This is a genomic window from Halovenus aranensis, assembly GCF_900100385.1.
In the GTDB taxonomy this organism is placed as follows: Archaea; Halobacteriota; Halobacteria; order Halobacteriales; family Haloarculaceae; genus Halovenus; species Halovenus aranensis.
Window position 1 is genome coordinate 66,181 of record NZ_FNFC01000012.1, and the last position, 21,002, is coordinate 87,182.

The following is a 21,002-nucleotide window of genomic DNA, read 5'->3' on the forward strand; positions in this document are numbered from 1 at the left end:
TTTTCGGGTATCTACTTCCGTCGGGTGAGCCGTCGCCGTAACGCGTACCCCAGCCCGCCGAGTGCGGCGAGTGAACCGGTGACCCCGAACCCGGGACCGTCGCCGTCTGCGGTTTCGGTCGTCGTCCCGGTCGGCTGTGGTGACCGTCGGGGCGTAGCAGTCGGCGTGTCGGGCGTCGCGGGCGTCTGTGTCGGTGTCACCGTCCGTGTCGGTGTTGTCGTTGCTGTCGGCGTGGGTGTTCCGTCCGTCTGGAAGGTAGCGACGACGCCGGCGTGGTCCGAGGGCCACAGCTCGACCGGGCCGCTGTCGGCATCGAAGCTGATGCGGTCGTCGGGCTCGTGGCCGACGCGGCTGGCCGCTGTCGGGGTTAGTCCCCGGCCGAGGACTGCGTCGACGCGCTTTTCGAGCTGTGACTCCTCGTTGGTGAGGTCGGCCGCCTGACAGCAGGTGAAACCATCCGAATCGGGGTGCTGTGTCGCGTAGGCGTCGGTGAACTCGTCGGTGAGCAGGTCGTAGGCGTCGGTCGACGTGCCGGGGCCGCTGTTGAAATCGCCCGCCAGCACCGCCGGACCCTCTGCCGGAACCACCTCGAGCAACTCCTCGGCCTGCTCGCGGCGGGTCGATTGCGACGAGGATTCGAGGTGTGTTCCGACGGCAGTGAACTCGACGCCCCTGACAGTCACGTCGGCCAGACAGTACCCCCGGCGGATTGCCAGCTCCTCGTCGCCGCCGGGGACCGTGACAGTCTCGGCCGCGTCGTAGCGGTCGGTCACCGTGTTCGTGGTCTCGTGGTCGGCGTGGACGAGCAACACGTCTCTGTTCGCGACCCGGAGCCCGGACTCGTCGCCGGCACCCGGCAGTTCGATGTCTGCCGTTGTCGTCTTTGCGACGGCCTCGTAGGAGAGTTCCGCGGCGTCGAGTGTGGCTTCGAGGGTCGCGAGCACGTCGATAATGGGCTCGTCCTCGCCGACGCGCTCGACCAGCCCGACCTCCTGTAAGGCGAGGACATCCGGCTCGGCGGCGGCGATGGCGTCGGCGATGCCCCGGGCGCGTGCCGCGTAGCGGTCCGGGTCGAGCGTTCCCAGGGCCTCGCTAATCAGTAGCAGCAACTCGCCAAGCGAGTCGGCTCCGGCCAGTTCGAAGAGGTCGACGCCGACGTAGACGTTCTGTGTCATCACCGTCGGCGTGGCGGCGCTCTGTCCTGTAGCGATACCGGGAATGGCGGCTCCTGTGGCTCCTGTGACGACGCTGCCGAGGAGCTGTCGGCGGGTGACTCGCGACCGGCGTTGCCCGTCTGTCATGGCCCGAATGTAAGACAACCAAACATAAAAACGCGACCCCGACCGTGCGGTCACTCCCGCAGTCGCTGCAGGATGGGGATGGCGTCGACTTTTTCCTCGGGAAGGGCCGCCCAGTCGATGCCGGCGGGCTTCTGGCCGGCGGCCGTCCGGATACGTCGGTCAGGCGTCACCAGCACGTCCATCGGCACGTCGTGGGCCCTCGTCTCGATTGGCTCGTCGCGGAGCTGTATCTCGTGGACCGTCGAAACGGTTGTCGTCGCCTCGTCGACGCGGTCGAACGCCCGGAGGATAGCGAACTCGAGGTCGCTGTACCCCTCGCCTTTGCCGACCCGCGCACCCTCGGTGTTGACCGCGACGCTCCCCGAAACGACGAGGTCGATGTTCTCGACCTCGGACGGCACGACCTGTACGCCGGCCGCCGCGGAGCCGCCGATCGTCGCCGCGTCGTCGAGGTCGTCTATCTCTGTGGGGTCGAGCCGGAGAAAGCAGTCCGCATCGCGCAGTCGCGGGACAGCCATGTAGACCGTCTTGCCTGCCTTGAGTGCGCGTCTGCGGACTGGTAACTGCGGCGCGTCGGGATTCGCCTTGATTGCGGTTGCGTCCTGCCAGGCCGGCAACTCAGCGAGGCGGTCAGCGGCCGCCTCCGCGCCTGCGAAGTTCGGAATGCGGTCGTGTGGCGGGTACGGAAACCGTGCTTCCCCGCGCTCTTCGAGGGTATCCCAGACGCGCTCGCGCAGGTCCTGTTTTGACATGGTCGGAGGTCGGTCGCCGGCGAGAAGTATGCGTTGACTTTGTGGGAATGGGTCGAAGGTATTAACACCATTCTGGCAGTCACAGACGAATATGCAGACACCGTCAGCGCAAGCGCTCCCATCTGGCCTGCGTTGACATTCGGCTCCTACTGATAAGACAATGATACGTCATACAACACCTGTCCACCGTGGAGGCGGTATCGGATGAGCGACGAGGAACTCGCAAAAGACCTCGGGCCACTCGCCGCGTTGACCATCGGCGTCGGGACGATGATTGGTGCGGGGATTTTCGTCCTGCCGGGCGATGCGGTCACGACTGCGGGGTCACTAGCGGTGGCCGCGTTCGTCATCGGCGGTGCAATCGCCCTGTTGACGGCGCTGTCGGCAAGCGAACTCGGGACTGCGATGCCGAAGTCGGGCGGCGCGTACTTCTATGTCAACCACGCTCTCGGGCCGCTGTTTGGGTCGATTGCTGGCTGGGCGAACTGGCTGGGGCTTGCCTTCGCCTCGGCGTTTTACATGGTTGGGTTCGGTGAGTATGTCCAGTTGATTGTCGGTGTGTCCGGTACGGTCGGTCTCGGCCCGGTCTCGCTGAACGTTGCAACGCTCATCGCGCTGGTCGGGGGAGCGTTCTTCGTCGGCGTTAATTACATCGGCGCGAAGGAAACGGGCGTACTCCAGAACGTCATCGTCATCATCCTCGTGGCAATTCTAGCGGTGTTCACGTTCGTCGGCGGGCTGCAGGCCGATATCTCGAATCTGCCGGCCAACGAGGGATTCGGCCCGATGTTTACCGCAACCGGGTTCATTTTCGTCTCGTATCTCGGGTTTGTCCAGATTACGAGCGTCGCCGAGGAAATCAAGGAACCGGGTAAAAACCTGCCGCGGGCAGTCATCGGGAGTGTCGTGCTTGTAACCGCCATTTACGCGCTCGTGTTGTTCGTGATGAGCGCCTCGCTGGAACCCGGATTCATCGCAGGTGTTGGTGACAACGAGATTGCCGTCGTGGAGGTCGCAGATGTGTTGCTGGGCCCGGTCGGGGCAGTCGCGATGCTGTTCGGCGGGCTGCTGGCAACGGCCTCCTCGGCGAACGCCTCGATTCTCGCGTCCTCGCGCATCAACTTCGCGATGGGCCGCGACGAAATTGTCAGTCAAAGCCTCAACGAGATTCATCCACGGTTTGCGACCCCGTACAAGTCAATCGCCATCACCGGCGGGATGATTCTGGCCTTTATTCTCGCCGGCGACCTCGTCGGTGGGAACGCCATTCTGACGCTTTCGGGCGCTGCGAGTTTCCTCCATCTGGTCATCTACGGGCTGCTCAACGTCGCGCTCGTCGTGATGCGGACCGCCGACCCCGAGGACTACCAGCCAGACTTTCGCGTGCCGCTGTACCCGATAACGCCGATTGTGGGCTCTGTCGCCTCCTTTGCGCTCATCGCGTATATCGAGCCTGGCGTCCGGCTGTTCGGCACGGCAATTATCGCGGCGTCGGCGCTGTGGTATGTCCTCTATGCCCGGACGCGGACGACCAAACAGGGCATTCTCTCGGAGTACATTCTCGATAGGTCCGAGTCGATGCCAAGCGCAGCCGTCTCGGCCGCAGAGACGGTCAAGCCAGATGGCGGCGAACACCGCGTCATGGTCGCGCTCGCGAACCCGAAACACGAGAAGCACCTCGTGACACTCGCAAGCGGTGTCGCCAACCAGCACGACGGCGTCGTCGACGCCGTCCACATCGTGACCGTCCCCGACCAGACCTCGCTCGAATACGCGGCCGACAACGCCGAGGAGTACGCGCCAGACCACCACGCGGTCCTCGACGACGCAAAAGACCACGCCGAGACCTTCGGCGTCGATATCGAGACGCATACGATTTTCTCCCACCGCGGGTTCGAGGAGATATTCGACGCGGCACAGACACACGACGCCGACACCGTCGTGATGGGGTGGGGGCCCGACTCCCACGGGTCGCCGGGCCGGGCCGAGAGCGCCCTCGACGACCTCACGTCGAGTCTCTCTGCGGATTTCCTCGTCGTGCGCGACCGCGACCTCGAACCGGACAACATCGTCGTACCGACCCGCGGCGGCCCAGGGTCGGCGTACGCCGCGCAGGTAGGGTCACTCATCCAAGACGAGTACGACTCTGAATTGACGCTCTTACACGTCGCCGACTCGGAGGCCAAAGACGCGGACTTCCTCGAAGAGTGGGCCACAGAGCAGGGGCTCTCGGACGCGACACTCCGCGTTGAGTACGGCGATACCGGCGAGGAAATCGTCCGGGCCGCCGAGGACGCCTCGCTGTTGATTCTGGGGGCCTCAGAGCGCGGACTGCTGGTGCGACTGGTCAGTGGGTCACCGGTCCAGGATGTCGTCGACGAGGTCGACTGCTCGGTGATTCTGGCCGAACAGGCAAACGAGCGGTCGCTCCTCCAGCGGCTGCTGGGTCGCTAGTCGCGTGCTCACTCGTCGACCGGGCCCAGATAGTGCCAGTGGAGCTTCGTGTCGCCGTCCGGACGCGTCTCCTCGCGAACGTGATAGAGGAAGGGGCCGTGGGGGCAGTCATCGCACGACTCGCCACAGGGCTCGCGCTTGATGACCTCCGTGTAGCCGGCCCGTTCGTCGATACTGACGATTTCTTCCCCCGGCGCGGGCTCGATGTTGTCCGCGACGCCCGTGTGCAGGAACTCCTGTCGGTCGTGGGCATAATCGATGACGGCCCGTAGTTCGGCCTCGCTCAGGTCGTCGAGCATCTCGATAACAGTCGGAGACAAAAGCGTCGGCGGCTCCGGCTCGGCGTTGTCGTCTGGCATATGTCGACGTTGCCAGGGGACCGATATAAGTCGTCCCCCTGCGCGGCCATCGATAGATTTTCACCGGTTTGCAGAGAACTCCGACCAAGATGTATCTCATTATCGTCGGTGCGGGTGATATCGGGACACCCCTCATCGAGATTGCCACCAGTGCCGGAAACGACGTGGTCGTCATCGAGCGAGACGAGACACGCGCCGACAGCATCGCCAGCGAACACGACTGTCTGGTGCTCAACGCCGACGCGACGACCAAAGACACATTGCAGGACGCCGGTGCCGACCAGGCCGATGCGATTATCTCGACGACCGCACAGGATGCGACGAATATTATGATTAGCCTCCTCGCCAAGGAGCTCGAGATTCCGTCCGTGGTCGCGGTCGTCCACAACCCCGAACACATGGGGCTGTACGAGCAGATTGGCGTCCACACGATGGAGAACCCACAGGAACTCATCGCCCAGTATCTCTATCGCTCGGTCGCGCGCCCGGCCATCGTCGACTACATGCAAATCGGCGAGGAAGCAGAGGTCTTCGAGATAACGGTCACGAAAAGCGCCCCGATTGCTGGGCTGACGATTCAGGAGGCCGCCGAGCAGAGCATCGTCCCCGAAGACGTGCTCGTCGTCGCAATCGAACGCAAGAGTCAAGAGTCGCCGATTACGCCCCGCGGAAACGTCGAAATCAAGCCCGGCGACCTGCTGACGGTGTACTCCGGGTTCGGCGCCGACCCCGAGCTAACGGACCTGTTCGGCCACTTCGAAGACGACCCGCAATGAGAGTCACGAGCCGAACTGTCGGACGCGACGTTGGCCGAATCCTGCGTGTGGTCGCGCTCATGCCCGTAGCGTCGATGGTGGTCGCGGCCCTGAACGGCGAGTTCTTCGCGATTCCCGCATTTGCCGTTACGGCGCTGGTGATTGCCGGCGTCGGGACCGCACTCGCCCGCTGGTACCGCGACGCCGACCCGCCGGGCAAGCTCGAAGCGATGGTCACCGCGGCCCTGTCGTGGGCGGCCACCGGCCTGCTCGGCGCGCTCCCCTTTCTCCTCATCGCGTGGACGATTCACGTCGACCCGTATCCGGGCTGGACCAACACACCGGCGATGACCGAGACGGTCGCGGTCTTCAAGCGGCCGCTCGATTCAGTCTTCGAGAGCATGAGTGGGTTCACTGGGACGGGGCTGACGATGGCCACGATCGAGGAAGACCTGCCCCGCTCGCTGCACTGGTGGCGGTCGTTCATCGAGTGGGTCGGCGGCGTCGGTGTCATCGTCCTGACAGTCGCGATTCTCGCCAGGCCCGGCAGTGGCTCGCTCACCCTCTACGAGAGCGAAGCCCGCTCGGAGAAGATTCACCCGAGCGTCGTCTCGACGGTCCAGGAAATCTGGAAGATATACGCCGGCCTCACGGGCGCGTCGATTTGCCTCTTTCTTGTCGTCGGGATGCCGCTGTGGGACGCCATCAACCACGCGATGACTGGCATCGCGACCGGCGGATTCTCCGTTCACGCCGACTCCATCGGCCACTACGGCGAGCCAATTATCGAGTACGCCGTCGTCCCGGTGATGCTCGCGGGCAGTATCGCCTTCCCGGTTCATTATCTCATCGTCAAAGGCGAACTGGAGAACGTCTACCGCGACCTGCAGACACGCTGGGTGTTCATCTGGTTTGGCGCTGGCTCCCTGCTGTTGACCGGGCTGTTGGTGCGTGCGGGCCAGTACGAGACCCTCGAAGAGAACTTCAGAATCGGCCTCTTCCAGTTCGTCTCGGCCACCTCGAACGCCGGCTTCGGGACGGCGACAATCGGCGACGGGACCGAACAGGTCTGGAACGCGAGTCCGGTGTTACTGGCCTGTCTCGGGATGCTCACGGGAGCCGCGGCGGGGTCGACCGTCAGCGGCCTCAAGCTCATCCGTGTCATCACGCTCGTCAAGGGAACCGTCTGGCAGATACGCGGCGTCTTCGTCCCCGACTCGGCGGTGCGCTATCTCCGGATTGGCGAGCGCCGCCTCAGCGAAGACCAGTTCCAGCGCGAGTACACCGAGGCGACGGTCGTGTTGGTGCTGTGGCTCGCGTTTCTCGCGGTCGGCGTAGCGGTCCTCCTGCAGGTGCTCTCGCCGGAGCACCCGCTCGAATACGTCGTCTTCGAGGTGATGAGCGCACAGAGCAACGTCGGCCTCGACTCGGGCATCACCGGCCCGACGATGCCGGCCCTCTCGAAGGCGATGTTGATTCTCAACATGTGGGTCGGGCGACTGGAAATCATCCCGGTGGCGGTCCTCCTGAGCTCGGTCTTCAGCCGGCTCGACCTCTACCGGTAACGGCGTCGTCGACCCACGCGCCGAGACGACCACACGCCAGTCCGAACAGCGGGGCGAGACAGACGACGACCACGCCCGCAAACAACAGTGAGACGACGCTTGACTGTGTGCCTGTCGGCGCGGTGACTGCCGTCACGAGCGAAGTGATGACGCCAACCACGCCGCCGAGAGCGCCGGCCCGCGCGCCGGCGGCGTCCGGGTCTGTCGAGTACCGGGCGGCGAGCGCACCGGCGACGGCCGCGCCGAATATCATGACACTCCCGGCGAGTGTTGTTGCCGAATACGGTAACAGTTCGAGGACGATACCGACGGGCACAGACACGAGTGCGCCGACGACGGCGAACCGCCAGGCCGCGGACAGCCGACGGAGGGCAACCGGCATGTGCGGGTGAGATGTGCGCGAACGGCTCATAGCTTCGTCGAGCAGCGCGAACAGTTCGAACGGTCTTCTTAAAGCCAGTGAGGCCAAGGTTCGGTATGGACGACAGCGCGGACGAGACACACGTCGAGTGGCGCGAGTGGGGCGAAGACGCCTTCGAGGCAGCCGGGGACGCGGGCAAGCCCGTGTTGCTCGCGCTCGTGACCGAGTGGTCGGAGGAATGTCACAACATGGACCGGGCGACCTACGCCGAGCCGCGCATCGCGGCAAACATCAACGACGGGTTCGTCCCGATTCGGGTCGACGCCGACCGCAACCCACACATCCGCGAGCGGTACAACATGGGCGGATTCCCCTCGACTGTCTTCTGTACGCCCGAGGGGACGATTCTCACCGGCGCGACCGTGCTGGGTATCGACGGCTTTCGCGAGATTCTCGACAGCGTCAGACACACCTGGGACCAGCGCGGCGAGGACGCGGGCTCGTTGCCCCGGGCGCTCCAGGAGGACCCGCCGGCCGGCGAGGTGACCGCGCGAATCGAGGAACACATGGTCGAGCAACTGCTGGCGACGTTCGACGACGAGTTCGGCGGCTGGGGGACCGACGTGAAGTTCCCACTCCCCCGGACCGTCGAGTTCGCCCTCGTCCGGGCGCGCGACCAGGCGACGCGCACCCTCGATGCGATTCAGACACACCTGCTCGACACTTACGACGGCGGCTTCTATCGCTTTAGCCGCAATCGAAACTGGGGGGCGGCCCGCTGTGAGAAGCTCACCGACGAGAACGCCGCCGTCGTGCGAGCGCTCGCACACGGCTACCGCTACACGGGCGAACAGAGCTACCGCGAGTCAGCAGAACGCGGCGTCGAGTTCCTGACGACGACGCTGTGGACCGGCGACGCCTTCGGTGCCAGTCAGGGCGGCGACGAGGAGTACTTCCGACTCGAACCGAGCGAGCGCGCAGACGCCGAGGCACCTGCCGTCGACGAGACGGTCTTTGCCGGTCACAACGGCCTCGCCATCGACGCCTTGCTCCGGTATCACGCCTACACAGACGACGAGACGGCGAGCCAGTACGCCCGGCAGGCCCGAGAGACGCTGACTGAAACCCTCGTCGACGACGGCCGCGTCCAGCGATACGCCGACGCAGATGCCCCGCGAGGACTGCTCGTCGACCAGGCACGGACGCTGCGCGGACTCACGACCTCGTGGTCGGTGCTCGGCGAGCCAGGCCCGGCCGTCGACGTTGCGGAGTGGACGCTGTCGCATCTCAGAGACGACGACGGCTCGTTCCGGGACGCCCCGACCGGCGGTGCCGGACTGCTCTCGGAGCCGCTGTATCCGCTGGATACGACGGTCGAACTCGCCGACTCGTTGCTCGACCTCGCAGGCCTCACCGGCGACAGGCGGTACAGTGAGGCGGCACACGACGCCGTCGCGGCATTCGCCGGAGCGGGTGAACGGATGGGCGTCGAAGTCGCACACTACGCGACAGTCGCCTCGCGGCTGGGCGACCTGCAGGTCATCGCGGTCGGGACAGACGCGGGGAGCGACCTCCACCGGGCCGCGTTGCGCCTGGCCGACCACGAGGCGGTCGTGGCCCCGACAGCCACGGGGAGCCGGACGCTGCCGGAAAACGAGGCACGGCTCGTCGTCGACGGCGAAAAACAGGGGACAGCGGCCACGCCCGAGGCACTCGAAGACCTGCTGACGACGTAGCCGGTCAGTTCGTCGGCGCCTGTGTCAGTTCGTCAGCCAGCGGTGACTCGCTGGCCACACCGGCGTCGCTGTACAGTGAGAGAAGTTCGTCGATGGCGTTGTCGATGTCGTACTGCGCGACGGCACCTCTGGTGTCGCGGTTGCCGTCGAGACAGTGCTCGATTGCTGTGACCATCGCCTCGATATCGCCGTAGGCGAACCGCTCGCCGTTTTCGGGCTGGATCGTCTCGTCGAAGGGAGCAGCGTCAGTCGCCGCGACTGGCGTCCCGCAGGCGTTTGCTTCGAGCGTCGAGAGTCCGAGCGTATCGGCTGTCGAGGCCGTGACGAACGTATCGATAGACGAGTAGAAGATAGGGAGTTCTTCACGGGGGAGGAACTCACTGAACTGGACGTTCGCGGGCGGGTCGCGCTTGAGAACGTCGGCGTGGGGCCCTTCGCCGACGATAACGAAGTCGTATTCGGGGAGGTGGCGGGCGACCCGGAGAATCTCGTCGACGTTTTTCTCCTTGCTGAGCCGGCCGCTGTATCCGATGACGGTGCGGTTCTCGTACCACCGCTCCTGTGTCGGCTCGAAGAACTCCAGGTCGATACCGACCGGGAGCTGGACGTGGTCGACGTTGCGGTCGATGCGCTCGGTCGAGGCCGTCACGGCGTCGAAACTCCCCAGATACGTCTCCTCCATCGGGAGATACAGCCGGGCGAGTGCGTCGGCGACGGACTCGAATTTCACGCCCTGGTCGAAGTACTCCTCGACTGGCGTGTGATGAGTGTACACCGTTGGCAGGTCGTCTCTCCGGGCGTAGTAGCGGCCGAGTAGGCCGACCGGCCCGGGGCCGTGACAGTGGACCACATCGAGCGCCGGAAGCGTCGACGGCCGCCTGAACAGCGGAATCCGGTACCCCTGATAGAAGGGGTTCGGAAGTGAGGATACCGGAAGTTCGCGGTCCCGCGGGTCGTAGTCGCCGTCCGGGTAGACCACGTACACCTCGTGGCCGCGGCGTTCGAGCTCTTCGCGCCAGAGCTTTATCGTGTAGGTGACGCCGTCAATTTCGGGGAAGTAGCTATCGGTGAAAAAACCGATTTTCATCGTATCATCTCCGTCGTGTCCGGTATCGTTACTCGATTTCGAGCCACGGTACCTCCATCAGCGGGGGAATGTACGTCTCGATGTGGTGCTCCCAGACGCCTTCCTCGCCGAAGGCCTCACCGTGGTCGGCGGTGACGACGACATCGCCGTCGAGTTTCGGTATCAGCTCGGCAATCGCTTCGAGCGCGATGCGCAGGTTCTCCTCGTATAGCGCCATCGCCGCGCCACGGGTGCCGTTTTTGACCACGTCTGTCGGGTCGAGTTCGAGCCAGAGGCCGGCTTTCTGAGCGAGTGCGCTCCCGTCGAGTTTGTCCTCGACTTTGGGACGGATAGCGTCACTCAGCGAGGAAAGTGCGCCGCCGTCGGCGACCTCTTCGGCGTCTTCCTGGCTCCGGATGCCCTTCTGAATCTGCTTGAGCTTGCGGCCTTTGCCACGCGAGAGATACGGCGCGTGGGGCTGCATGTAGTGCAGGACTGTCCGGTCGGCCTGCTCGACGGCGTCTTGGTGGTCCCACAGCGACTCGGCGAGGTTCTCGGGGGGAACCGTCGCTAGGTCGTCGTCCCAGCCGTGTTTCCAAACGTCGATAACCTCGGCGAGGTGTTCGGTCGCCGTCCACTCGTAGTCACAGCTGGCGCCCCACTTGAGTTCGTTCAGCGGGATACCGAGGCTGTTGATGAACGGATTGCCCGAGAAGTAGGCGATATCGTGGTCCTCCGTGAGCGTCCGGTAGGCCCATTCCGGGGTCGAAGAGCCCAGGCTCCGGCGCTTTTCCAGCGTCCCGTCGAGATACTCGTCGTAGACATCACTGAACACGTCGTAGCGACACGCGTCGAGAACCAGACAGTAATCCCACTCAGACTCCAGAAACTGCTGGTCTTCCATCGTATTCCGTGGTTTTCGTGGAGCTTGTATAATGCTGTTGGTTGGTACGCGAGGCAGGCCACACAGCACAAAATCGGCAGTCGAAACGTTGATTGCCGACCCGCGGAAGGCACGGACAAGATGGGGAGCGTCGAGAGAGTCCGCTCGTTGCTGTCGGCCCAGCGGCCCGAGCGAGTCACGCTCGTCTTTGGGTTGTTCACTGGTGCCCTCGGTGTTGTCCTCGCCGCAATCGAGTTCATCGAGGGTCAAGAAATCGACTATCAGGCCTACTATTTTGCCGGGCGGGCGGTCATCGAAGGCGAGCCTTTCGTCGGCTGGGCTATCACTGACGGCTCCTTTCTCACCGAGAAAGCCTACGTCTATACGCCGGTGACGGCGCCTGTCTTCTCGGTCTACGGGGCGTTCCCGAAATGGCAGTTCGGGTACGTGCTCAACGTCTTGCTCTTGTTGGGTGTCTTCTATCTCATCGGCAAACTCGTGTTGCAGTTTCTCGACCGCCACGGGGTCGAACTCGAACGCGTCGACCGACTCCTGATTCTCGGCTTTTGTCTGTTCTCGGGCCACAGCATCCTCGGCATCTACCGGGGAAACGTCGACCCGATTGTGCTTCTGGCACTCGGCGTTGGCCTGCTCGCAATCGAGCGCGGCGAGGAGTGGAAAGGCGGCACCCTCTGGGCGGCGACCGCACACTTCAAACTCTTTCCGGCCTTCCTCGGCGTCTGGCTCCTCTACCGTCGCGCTTACCGGGCCATCGGGGCGGCTATCGTCACCGGACTGGGCCTCATTGTGCTCGGGGTTGCCCTCTTTGGTGTCGACGCGCACATCGATTTCGTCGAGTTCATCGTCAACGAGCGAAGCCGAGAAGGCTACTTCCAGGGCGGCCTCGACCCGGAAATTCAGTGGATTACGCTCCGGCGACCGTTCTCACAGTTTGTCTCCCTGTCGGGCAATCAGCTGTTTGCCGTCACGACGACGCTCGTCGCCCCCTTCGTCTATCTCGTCTACCGGGACGCCGACTCGGAACTCGACCGGACCGTCGCGTTTTTCGCGACGATGGTCGCGATGCTCATCACCATCGTCCCCTCGACGCTCAACTACGTCGTCTACCTCTATTTCCCGCTGCTCGGGCTGGTGTACATGACCGAGGACCCAACCGCAAAGCGGCTGTTTCTCGCCGGGCTGGTGTTGGTCAATCTACCGCTGTATCCTCAGCACATCGAGCTGATTGTCGACGCCCTCCCGCTGGGGGTCGTCGGTGACGCCGCCGTCGCCGGGTCACGAGCCGTCTTGACCTACGTCTCGATTCCACTCGTTGGCTTCCTGTGTCTTCTGGCTGGCTGTATCAGGTTCGTCCGGGTGCCGAATGTCACCGGGCAGCCCACAGAGTGACTGTCACAGAAGACCTCGGAGGTGGCGACGAAGCTGTGCCCGTCCACGACTCGACAGCGTGTGCCGGCCCAGGCGCTCGACTGACTGCCCGAGCCAGAGGAGCTTGTAGGCCGTCGCGAGCGTCTCGTAATCCGGTGGGAGAGACCGATACTGTCGGTAGCCCTCGTGGAGTTCCCGGCGGAGTTGCTCTCGTGTCGCTCCCGAGAACGCCCGCCAGAACCAGTCGACAAAGCGCATCTCGGCGCGAGCGAGCGCGTACCCTGCCGTGGTGACGTGGGCGTTCCCCCAGTCCAGAAACGCCGTCACGTCGCCGTCCGTGGCGAGTAGATTCCCCGGAAAGAGGTCCCCGTGTGTGAGAACCGGCTGCCAGTCGCCGGGGTCACAGCCGGTGCGGTCGGCGAGTCGTCGGCCCTGTTCTGGAATCCAGAGGCCGTCCGGCCGCTCGACGGCCAGCTCGTCGCCGTCACGGACGAGGCCGCCTGTCTGGTCGAACTGGTGGGTCGCGTGAACTTCGCCGAGCATCGCGCCAATCTGGCGAACAATTGTGAAGCGACCCTCCCCGAAGGCCGGAAACGGCGTCGGCAGCGAGCCGTCCCGGAACTCGTACAGCGCCCACCGGGTGGTCGGCTCGGTCTGGATGTGACCGGACGCCAGGACAGAGGGCGCGGGGACCGTGGTTGTCTCGGTCACTAACTCGAGTACCAGCGGTTCGATAACGTCGCCGGTCCGGACGCTCGGACCGCCGAGCTTGCAGACTGCCCGGCCGGGGTCACCGTCGAGGTCGAGCAGATACGTCTCCGCGACTCGACCGCCGGTCGGTTGCTCACAGTCCCGGACAGAACACGACAGCGCCCTCTCGACGATGCGTTCGACTCGCTGGGGTGGACCGGCCATCGTAAGATGATAGACCACGGCAAGGATTTGTCTCCGTCGGTCGGCGGATTTCGATACCCTCAAACCGCCGGTGCTCGAACGGCCGACGAGAACTGCGAGTAATAAATCTATGCTAGACAAAAAGCAGGCGCTGACCGGAATTATCCTCTGGGCGCTGGTGGCCGTCGCCTTTGCGACACTCGCTGGCGTCGGCGACTTCGTCGACCGCCTCAGCGGGATTACAGCGCCCGAGTTCGCGGTCATGCTCGTGGCAGTCACCGTCGGTGTCGTCGCGATGGGGTCGTGTCTCTACGTTATCGCCCGCAATCTCGGCCTCGGTGGCTCGCTCATCGAGACCATCTTTCTCAACACGAGTGTGAGTCTCGCACACAACCTCACCCCCTTCGGGCAGGCAAGTGGCGTCCCAATCGGCGCGGCAATCCTCTCGAAGCGATTCGAGGGCAACTACGAGGAGTCACTCGCCGCGCTGTCGATGAAAGACATCGTCAGCTTCGCTCCCGCGATCGTCGTGTTCATCTTTGGCGGTGGCTATCTCGCGCTCTACGAGCAGTCAATTCCAGACCGGATTCGGCCACTCGTGGCCGCCTTCGCCGGGTTCGTCTTTCTCCTCTGTGCCGTGGCGCTCGCGGTCTACCGGTACCCGGAGTATATGCGTGCAGTCATTCGCCGACTTGTCGCGGGTACTAACCGACTCGCCAGCCGACTCCCGTTCGTGCCGAGTCTCTCGCCCGAGGAGGTCGACAGCCGCATCACGAACTTCCTCGACTCTATCGCACAGATCGCCGGCAACAGACGGACCCTCGCGCTCGCAAGCCTCTTTGCAACGTCGTCGTTTGTCGCACAGGGAACACTTCTGTGGCTGACGCTCGCTGCGGTGGGTGTCGAAGTCTCTGTCGTCTTCGCCATTTTCACCGTTCAGGCCTCGCTGCTTGCTTCCGGGCTTCCCTTGCCGGGTGGAAGCGGCGGCGTCGAAGGCGTTCAAGTGCTCATGTTGATTGCCACCGTGGGCGTCTCCAGAGAGGCCGTCATCCCTGCGGTCATCCTCAGCCGTGGCCTCGTCTTCTGGACGCCTATCGTCCTCGGGTCGATTACCCTGCTTGTACTCCAGTTACAGGGCACCTTCGACTGACCGCCCGCGCGGACAAGTCTCTCGGTATGGGCAACAACTGGAAACAGACAGTGAGTTTATGTCTGTCGGCACGAAGACAGATGTAATGGCAAGCCTCAGGGACCTCGGGTTATCGGAGTACGAATCCCGAGCCTACCGGTCGTTACTCGACACGGGGCCGACAACGGCAAAAGAGTTGTCGCGCACCAGCGACGTGCCGATGGGACGGATATACGACGTGTTGAACAGCCTGGAGACACAGAATCTGGCCCGGAGCCAGGCCGCAAGCCGGCCGAAAAAGTACGTCGCCGTCGAGCCCGAAGCGGCGCTCGACCGACTGCTCGAAGACAAAGAACAGGAACTCGAAGAGCAACTCTCACAGTTCGAGAGCATCGCGAGCGAGCTAGAGACACAGCTCGAAGCGAGTGACCCGGTTGACGAGCAGTTCTGGACGGCGGCGCTGGGCGCAGAAGAGACGATTGACCTGCTCGTTGAACGCCTCGCCGCCGCCGACGAGCGCATCATCTTCGTCGCAGCCACCCCCACCTCACGGTTCGACGTAGACGCCGTCGGCGAACGCATCACCGACGAACTCGAGCGTGTACTGGAGCGTGGTATCCCCGTCTCGCTGCTCGAACATCCCGCAGTCGTCGAGACGCTCCCGACGGAGGTAGGCGAGCGATACCGCGAACACCTCCAGGACTACGACCACTTCGAGGTCCGAGTGGTCGAGGATATCGGGAGTACCTTCGCTATCATCGACCACGTGGAAATCTGTATCGAGGTGCCACATCCGCTGAACCGGAAAGAGGCCTTCGCACTCATCAACCTCAAAGACGCCGAGTTCGCCGCCGACGTCGAGTCCACCTTCGAGACGCGGTGGGAACAGGCCCGAGATTTCTCGCTGAGCTAGAGCAGGTCTCCGCGGGCGACGGGAACGACACGGCCGCCGACCCGGACCGCGATTTCCTCGCCGTCGGGCTCGCTGTGTAGCAACAGCAGCGACGGCCGCCCCATCTCGTACCCCTGCTCGACGCGGGCGTCGACCGACGGCGAACCGAAGTACTCCACGTCCGAGAGGTAGGCGGCGAGACAGCCGTTTGCCGACCCCGTGGCCGGGTCCTCGGGGACGCCGTAGTACGGCGAGAACATTCGGACCGCGAGGTCGTTGTCGTCGTCTCGCGGCTCCGGACAGACGGCGTGGACGAGCTTCGCGTCGCGGTCAGCGACTAGTTCGTCGTATGCCTGCCGGTCGAGGTCGATGTCCTCCAGTGCCGCCCGGTCTTCCAGTGGGACAACGATAGTCGGGAGCCCGGTCGAGACGACCCGGACCGGCCAGGCGTCGTCGACCTGTGTGGCCTCGAGGCCGAGGACCGCCGCCAGCTCCCCGTGGTCGAGTTCGTCGCCGAACTCCGGGGGCTGCTGGCTCATCCAGAGGAAGGACTCGTCGCCGTCGCGTCCCACCGTGACCGGAACCGACCCCACCTTCAGGTCGAGGGTGACCGACTCGGGCGTGTCGTCGGCGAGTTTCTGTCGGATGACCGATGCGGTGCCGAGCGTGGGATGGCCGGCGAAAGGGACCTCTTCCTCGGGTGTGAAGATGCGGACAGGCCACCCGCGTTCGGTCGGTTCGCCGGTGACAAACGTCGTCTCGGAGTAATCCATCTCGGCGGCGATTGCCTGCATCTCCTCACCAGAGAGGTCTCCGGCATCGGTGACGACAGCGAGCTGGTTGCCGGCGTATTTCTCCCGTGCGAAGACGTCGACGATGTGGAACGGATGCGTCATACGTCTCCATCGAGGACGGCAACTCTCAAAAGCGGCCGGGACTGGCCGCCAAGGTAAAACCGAGACAGACCGAGAGCTAGCTATGGAGCAACTGGACATCGCCGACGGGTTCGACGTTCACGAGTACCGCCATGGCCTGAAGCTGCTGAGCGAGGACCGTCAAACGATGCACCTCGAAAACCGGGAGGAGTTTACCTGCCCGGCCTGTGACGAGCCTTTCGAGCGGCTGTTTGTCACCGAAAAGCCGACCAACACGTTCGGTAACCCGGGGTCGCCGTTCTGTATCGCACGCACCGACGAGACCGTGTTGCTGTTGACACACTGACGCCGCCACAGCGGGAGTGACCGTGGCTCCTTTTATCCTGCCGACCGATATACGAGTAATGCGAACGTCCCGAAACGCCGTCGTCGGCCTCCTCTTCGTCTGCTTTCTCGGTGCGGTACTGCTCCGGCCGCTCGTTGCGATGCCGGGCGCGGCGGCCGTGCTCTCGGGCGAGTCGGGACTGGTGTTCTGGCTCCCGCTCGCGACAGTCGGGCTCCTCGTTGGCTGGCTGCGAATTCGTTCGGCCGACGACGGTGACAGCCAGCCACGGCGACAACCGGCTGGCAACCACTGGGGGGAGAAACGAGACGGCACAGAGCGCGATTCGACAGACCCCTCGGAGCGAGTGCTAGGCGGCCAGGGTGGTGCCAGAGACCGCTCGTTCGACATCGAAACCAAACCGCCAGCGGCCGAGTTGAGCGACCACCTCGACCACCTCAGGGCGGAACTCGACGGCGAGGAGACAGAACTACGAACGCTCGAAACGGTCGTCGAGGAAGCCGAGAACGAGGAGACAGTTCCCGACCGCTGTCCGGGAGCCCACTGCGACGCGCTGTGGGAGGCACGGACGGTGACGGGCGCCACTGCCGGCCGGTACGAACGGCTCGACGACACGACGGTCTGTTGTCTGGAGTGCGAGGAAACCTTCGAGCTGTAGCGGGTCGTCAGACTTACCCTCGCTACCCACCGAACGGGAGATATGACAGTGCCGTGCGTGCGTGTCGACCGCGAGTCCGGCGAGGAGACGAGACAACGCCTCGCCGAGTCAGACCTCGTGGACCAGGGACGCGAAATCGTCGGCGAAAACGGCTGGCTCTACATCCCAGTGACCGACCCGACGGCCGTCTCCGACGAGGACACCGTCGTCGAGCGCTCGGTCCCGGAACGCGAGACCCAGACGATGCCCGACGACCTAGTCGCGTTCGACGCCTCCTACGAGCGGCTCGGCGAAGTCGTCTTAATCGACGAGGACGACCCCGACCGGGCGCGGGCGTTGGCCGACGCTATCGTCGAGTCGGATATTCCGACGAAGACAGTACTGAACCGCGCCTCGAAGATTCGCGGCGAACAGCGAGTCCGCGACTGGGAGGTACTGGCGGGCGAGGACACCGAGGCCGTCCACCGCGAGTACGGCTGTGCGTTCGCGCTCGACCTCGCGGCAGTGTATTTCTCGCCGCGCCTGGCGACCGAGCGTCACCGCGTCACCGGGCGGGTGGCCGCCGACGAGCAGGCCGTCGACATGTTCGCCGGTGTCGGGCCCTTCGCCGTCCCCTTCGCGAAACGGGGCGCAACTGTCGTCGGAACAGATATCAACGAGACCGCAATCGAGTACCTTCGAGCGAACGCCCAGCGCAACGGCGTCGCCGACCGCGTGACTGCAATCCACGGCGACGTGCGCGCGGTCGCTGCGGACCAGTACGAGGGTTGGGCCGACCGGCTCGTGATGAATCTCCCTCACTCGGCCGACGAGTTTCTCGACACCGCACGGCGACTCGCGAGCGACGAGTGTGTGCTTCACTACTACGACATCCAGCACGAGGACGACCCCTTCGGGCCGGGGATTCGAGCGATACAAGAGGCGATGGAGCCCGAATACGCCGTCGAGGTCGAGACCGAACACGTCGTCAGGTCGTACGCGCCACACGAGGACAACGTGGTACTCGACGTGCGGCTCCTGCGAGAGTGAGTGTCAGTCCTCGGGCGGATTCGCAACGCTTATTGGATGCATCGACACTACATTGAGGTGCGTGCCGGTGTAGCTCAGACTGGCTAGAGCGATTCCTTCGTAAGGAATAGGCCGAGGGTTCAAATCCCTCCACCGGCTCTTTTTTCGAGACAGCAACCGGCCAGCTTACGCTCGGCGTTCGTCGACCGTACCGCAGGCGCTGCATTTCGGAGCACCCGCTTCGTCGTCGTACTGCATCGTTCCCTCGCCACACTCGGGGCAGGGCATGAAGTTCACTGATTCGCCGTACTGCGGTACCTCCGTTGGGTTCATCTCGGCGTTACTCTTGTGGGTTCGCCAGCGACCACGGAGGTAGTTCAACAGCTTCGACAGCATCAATCGACACTATGGCTGGGAGCCACATGTGTCTGTCCCGAAGCACACGACCGGTGGCCTCACACACGAGAGAAACGGACTGGAGCCGTCACGACACTCGGCCACCTGAGAGCCAAAACGTGGGGGCGAGCGTCAACAGAGAGCCTCCTCGTCTGCGTCGCCGTCGTCCCACATCGTTTCGAGTGTGCTCCGGTCCTGGAAGCGACTGCCGAAGGTCTGGTTTGCCATCTGTTCGTAGTCGTTAAACGGCTCACCGGTCGAGAACGTGAGGTCTTCGAGCGGGTAGTTGTAGTTCATGATGCTCTGGTATCGCTCGGCCGAGACTTCGAAGGAGTCGACCCCCAGATACGCGTCGCCGCCGATACCGAGTGAGTGTCCGAGTTCGTGAGCAATCGTGCCCGCCTGATACACCTCGCTGTTGGTCCGCCAGAGCGTCCCGTCGACGACCATCCAGCTCGTGAGGTCGTCGTACTGCGCGTCGTCGACTGGCAGAGTGAGGGTCGCGCCCTGAGTCGCTCCCGCGACGAGGCCGTCGGCCAGCAGGAGATAATGGAATCCAAGGCCCGTGATGTTGCGGTCTTCGAGTGTGTCCCCAATCATGTCCTCAGGCTCTGCAATGTCTGCCTGCTCCGTGTGACAGACGCGGAACTGGACGTTTATCTCCCCGATGTTGTCAGGAGCGCTCTCGAAGAGACTCTGTACGGCCTGCTTTTGCTCTTCACTCGGCGCAGCGACGCCCTCGGCGGTGTCGACCTCGACGAAGACGTTCGGCGAGTCCGGCGACACGTCGAGCCCGAGGTCCTGCATCGGGCCCCAGAGGAGGTGGTCAAGGAATCCGTCGCCGCTGGTATCAGCGACGTTTGGGTCAGTGCCGAACTCGGTTTCTATCCCGTTCAACAGCTTGTCGGTGTCGTTGTTGCCAAGCGCCTGGAGCTGGCTGTCGGTAACGGTACCGTTGGCGAGTTCCTCGCCGAGCAGACCGAGCGCCGTCGCCTGCGACCACCGTTCGTAGTCGTTGCCCCGGTATTCGCGGAGGTCGACGACGCGTTCGACGTACTGGCGCTCTGTCTCGCCGTAGTCGCCGTCGACGAGACGAGTGACGACCCGAGCGATGGCAGGGTCTGCTTTCGCGGCGTCGAGACCGAGTTCGGCCTCCATCGCGTTAATCAGGCCGTCGCCGTCGTCGTCAGCGAGCGCGGCCACGTCGTCCTGTGAGAGTGTCGCCGGCTCGACTGGTTCGAGACGGTCGAGGGCTGCTGCCTGCTGGCGGGCCGCGTCGTCGTCGAGAACGGTCGCGTACTGTTCGAGGTACCGAATCCCAAGCAGCGAGAACGCCTCCTGTCCGAGTGTCTCGGTGGCCGTTGCAAGGCGCTCTCGGCTCGGTGCCGGGTCGAGGCCGAGTTCGGCGACGGTCCCGTCTAGCAACCCGTCGCCGGACGTGTCGTTGAGCAGGTCGAGGTCGTTTGCGGTCACGTCGCCATCAGCGACGTTGTTGACGAGGCCAAACGCCTCGGCCTGTCTCCAGGCAAACGCGTCGAAGTCTGCGAGGCGCTGGATTGCAGTAATCTCGCGCTCCCCGTACCCGTCCTCGCGTGCCCGGCGCGCGATGTCGACCGTGCGGTTGTCAACGTCGGCCGAGTCCAGCCCGAGCGCTGTCGCCTCGCCGTCGAGAATGCCGTCGCCGTTGCTGTCGTCCAGACCAGCGGCGAGTGCTTCGGCCGCGAACGCGTCCGGTGTGGCAAGGAGCGTATCGAGTGTCTCGACGACGCTGCCGATATCTTCTCTGTCGACAACAGACTTGACAACGGCATCGCGCTGTGTGGCCCCCAGTTCGGCGGTAGCGTCGAGCCTGTCGAGCAGACGTTCTCCCTCGTCGGTGAGTTCGCCGTCTTCGTCGGTGACGAGTCGCTCGAAGGTCGCGGCGGTCTCGGCATCAAGGTCGTCGGTCACCGTGCGCACCGCTTGGGGCGTGTCCGGTGTCTGCTCTCCTGTGGTGGTCGGCGTCGCCGCCCCGGCTGTTGGAGAGTCCGTCTCGCCATCGCCGCCGAGGCTGGAACACCCCGCAGTCACGAGTAACACGGCCAAGCCGATAACCACAAGGAAGGTTCGCGCGTCGACCACCACTGCACCCTCGCGTTTCATTAGACAACAGTTGGGAGCTATCGGACTTAAGCTGTCGGCCGCGG

General features: G+C 64.1%; 20 protein-coding genes and 1 tRNA gene. 11 read left to right on the forward strand and 10 right to left on the reverse strand.

What is annotated here, in order from left to right; all coding sequences use genetic code 11:
- Positions 1 to 11: 11 nt before the first annotated feature.
- Both BLR34_RS17050 and BLR34_RS12590 read right to left on the reverse strand, forming a co-directional pair.
- Positions 12 to 1,301 (reverse strand): endonuclease/exonuclease/phosphatase family protein, encoded by a 1,290-nt coding sequence (locus BLR34_RS17050; RefSeq protein WP_092703573.1) that lies wholly within the window; start codon positions 1,299 to 1,301, stop codon positions 12 to 14.
- A 50-nt stretch (positions 1,302 to 1,351) separates the two neighbouring features.
- On the reverse strand, positions 1,352 to 2,053 hold the full coding sequence (locus BLR34_RS12590) for a 5-formyltetrahydrofolate cyclo-ligase (protein WP_092703575.1): 702 nt from the start codon (positions 2,051 to 2,053) through the stop codon (positions 1,352 to 1,354).
- 204 nt (positions 2,054 to 2,257) lie between these two features.
- Between BLR34_RS12590 and BLR34_RS12595 the strand changes: the two genes are divergently transcribed.
- A complete protein-coding gene (locus BLR34_RS12595; RefSeq protein WP_092703577.1) occupies positions 2,258 to 4,507 on the forward strand; it encodes an amino acid permease in 2,250 nt (749 codons plus the stop codon).
- 8 nt (positions 4,508 to 4,515) lie between these two features.
- On the opposite strand, the gene BLR34_RS12600 is transcribed toward BLR34_RS12595, so the two are convergent.
- Positions 4,516 to 4,866, reverse strand: coding sequence for a hypothetical protein (locus BLR34_RS12600; RefSeq protein ID WP_218120886.1), 351 nt, complete (start codon positions 4,864 to 4,866; stop codon positions 4,516 to 4,518).
- An 89-nt stretch (positions 4,867 to 4,955) separates the two neighbouring features.
- Here BLR34_RS12600 and BLR34_RS12605 point away from each other — a divergent pair, with 89 nt between their 5' ends.
- The gene (locus BLR34_RS12605) at positions 4,956 to 5,642 is read left to right on the forward strand and encodes a potassium channel family protein (RefSeq protein WP_092703579.1); all 687 of its coding nucleotides are present in this window, start codon (positions 4,956 to 4,958) and stop codon (positions 5,640 to 5,642) included.
- Entirely contained in the window at positions 5,639 to 7,186 is a 1,548-nt protein-coding gene (locus BLR34_RS12610) for a TrkH family potassium uptake protein (protein WP_092703582.1), read from the forward strand. The genes BLR34_RS12605 and BLR34_RS12610 overlap by 4 nt, the downstream gene beginning before the upstream one ends.
- On the opposite strand, the gene BLR34_RS12615 is transcribed toward BLR34_RS12610, so the two are convergent.
- Positions 7,161 to 7,568 (reverse strand): DUF5518 domain-containing protein, encoded by a 408-nt coding sequence (locus BLR34_RS12615; protein ID WP_092703584.1) that lies wholly within the window; start codon positions 7,566 to 7,568, stop codon positions 7,161 to 7,163. The two genes, BLR34_RS12610 and BLR34_RS12615, sit on opposite strands and share 26 nt — an antisense overlap.
- 95 nt (positions 7,569 to 7,663) lie before the next feature.
- Between BLR34_RS12615 and BLR34_RS12620 the strand changes: the two genes are divergently transcribed.
- Complete coding sequence (locus BLR34_RS12620) at positions 7,664 to 9,283, forward strand: DUF255 domain-containing protein (protein ID WP_092703586.1); 1,620 nt, start codon at positions 7,664 to 7,666, stop codon at positions 9,281 to 9,283.
- A gap of 4 nt (positions 9,284 to 9,287) precedes the next feature.
- On the opposite strand, the gene BLR34_RS12625 is transcribed toward BLR34_RS12620, so the two are convergent.
- Together BLR34_RS12625 and BLR34_RS12630 are read right to left on the reverse strand one after the other, a co-directional pair.
- On the reverse strand, positions 9,288 to 10,370 hold the full coding sequence (locus BLR34_RS12625) for a glycosyltransferase (protein ID WP_092703588.1): 1,083 nt from the start codon (positions 10,368 to 10,370) through the stop codon (positions 9,288 to 9,290).
- 28 nt (positions 10,371 to 10,398) lie between these two features.
- Positions 10,399 to 11,253: a hypothetical protein gene (locus BLR34_RS12630; RefSeq protein WP_092703591.1), complete on the reverse strand. Its 855-nt coding sequence runs from the start codon at positions 11,251 to 11,253 to the stop codon at positions 10,399 to 10,401.
- Between the two features lie 120 nt (positions 11,254 to 11,373).
- Between BLR34_RS12630 and BLR34_RS12635 the strand changes: the two genes are divergently transcribed.
- Positions 11,374 to 12,642 (forward strand): glycosyltransferase family 87 protein, encoded by a 1,269-nt coding sequence (locus BLR34_RS12635; RefSeq protein ID WP_092703593.1) that lies wholly within the window; start codon positions 11,374 to 11,376, stop codon positions 12,640 to 12,642.
- 3 nt (positions 12,643 to 12,645) lie between these two features.
- Here BLR34_RS12635 and BLR34_RS12640 read toward each other — a convergent pair whose 3' ends face one another.
- Entirely contained in the window at positions 12,646 to 13,536 is an 891-nt protein-coding gene (locus BLR34_RS12640) for a phosphotransferase family protein (RefSeq protein WP_092703595.1), read from the reverse strand.
- 109 nt (positions 13,537 to 13,645) lie between these two features.
- On the opposite strand from BLR34_RS12640, the gene BLR34_RS12645 reads away from it, so the two are divergent.
- Together BLR34_RS12645 and BLR34_RS12650 are read left to right on the forward strand one after the other, a co-directional pair.
- Entirely contained in the window at positions 13,646 to 14,665 is a 1,020-nt protein-coding gene (locus BLR34_RS12645; RefSeq protein WP_092703597.1) for a flippase-like domain-containing protein, read from the forward strand.
- 85 nt (positions 14,666 to 14,750) lie between these two features.
- Complete coding sequence (locus BLR34_RS12650) at positions 14,751 to 15,557, forward strand: TrmB family transcriptional regulator (protein ID WP_092703599.1); 807 nt, start codon at positions 14,751 to 14,753, stop codon at positions 15,555 to 15,557.
- Here BLR34_RS12650 and BLR34_RS12655 read toward each other — a convergent pair.
- Positions 15,554 to 16,432 (reverse strand): PhzF family phenazine biosynthesis protein, encoded by an 879-nt coding sequence (locus BLR34_RS12655; RefSeq protein ID WP_092703601.1) that lies wholly within the window; start codon positions 16,430 to 16,432, stop codon positions 15,554 to 15,556. The genes BLR34_RS12650 and BLR34_RS12655 overlap by 4 nt on opposite strands.
- Before the next feature lie 82 nt (positions 16,433 to 16,514).
- On the opposite strand from BLR34_RS12655, the gene BLR34_RS12660 reads away from it, so the two are divergent.
- The 4 genes from BLR34_RS12660 (at position 16,515) to BLR34_RS12675 (ending at position 18,579) form a co-directional block, all read left to right on the forward strand.
- Positions 16,515 to 16,757, forward strand: a complete 243-nt coding sequence (locus tag BLR34_RS12660) for a DUF7385 family protein (protein ID WP_092703604.1) — start codon at positions 16,515 to 16,517, stop codon at positions 16,755 to 16,757.
- 58 nt (positions 16,758 to 16,815) lie between these two features.
- On the forward strand, positions 16,816 to 17,412 hold the full coding sequence (locus BLR34_RS12665; protein ID WP_092703606.1) for a hypothetical protein: 597 nt from the start codon (positions 16,816 to 16,818) through the stop codon (positions 17,410 to 17,412).
- 42 nt (positions 17,413 to 17,454) lie between these two features.
- Complete coding sequence (locus BLR34_RS12670) at positions 17,455 to 18,441, forward strand: class I SAM-dependent methyltransferase (protein WP_092703608.1); 987 nt, start codon at positions 17,455 to 17,457, stop codon at positions 18,439 to 18,441.
- Positions 18,442 to 18,504: 63 nt separating this feature from the next.
- A tRNA-Thr gene (locus BLR34_RS12675) sits at positions 18,505 to 18,579 on the forward strand.
- A gap of 27 nt (positions 18,580 to 18,606) precedes the next feature.
- On the opposite strand, the gene BLR34_RS12680 is transcribed toward BLR34_RS12675, so the two are convergent.
- A complete protein-coding gene (locus BLR34_RS12680; RefSeq protein ID WP_092703610.1) occupies positions 18,607 to 18,816 on the reverse strand; it encodes a hypothetical protein in 210 nt (69 codons plus the stop codon).
- Positions 18,817 to 18,948: 132 nt separating this feature from the next.
- Positions 18,949 to 20,958 carry a zinc metalloprotease gene (locus tag BLR34_RS12685; protein ID WP_092703612.1) on the reverse strand — a complete coding sequence of 670 codons (2,010 nt, stop codon included), beginning with the start codon at positions 20,956 to 20,958 and terminating at the stop codon, positions 18,949 to 18,951.
- Between the last annotated feature and the right edge of the window lie 44 nt (positions 20,959 to 21,002).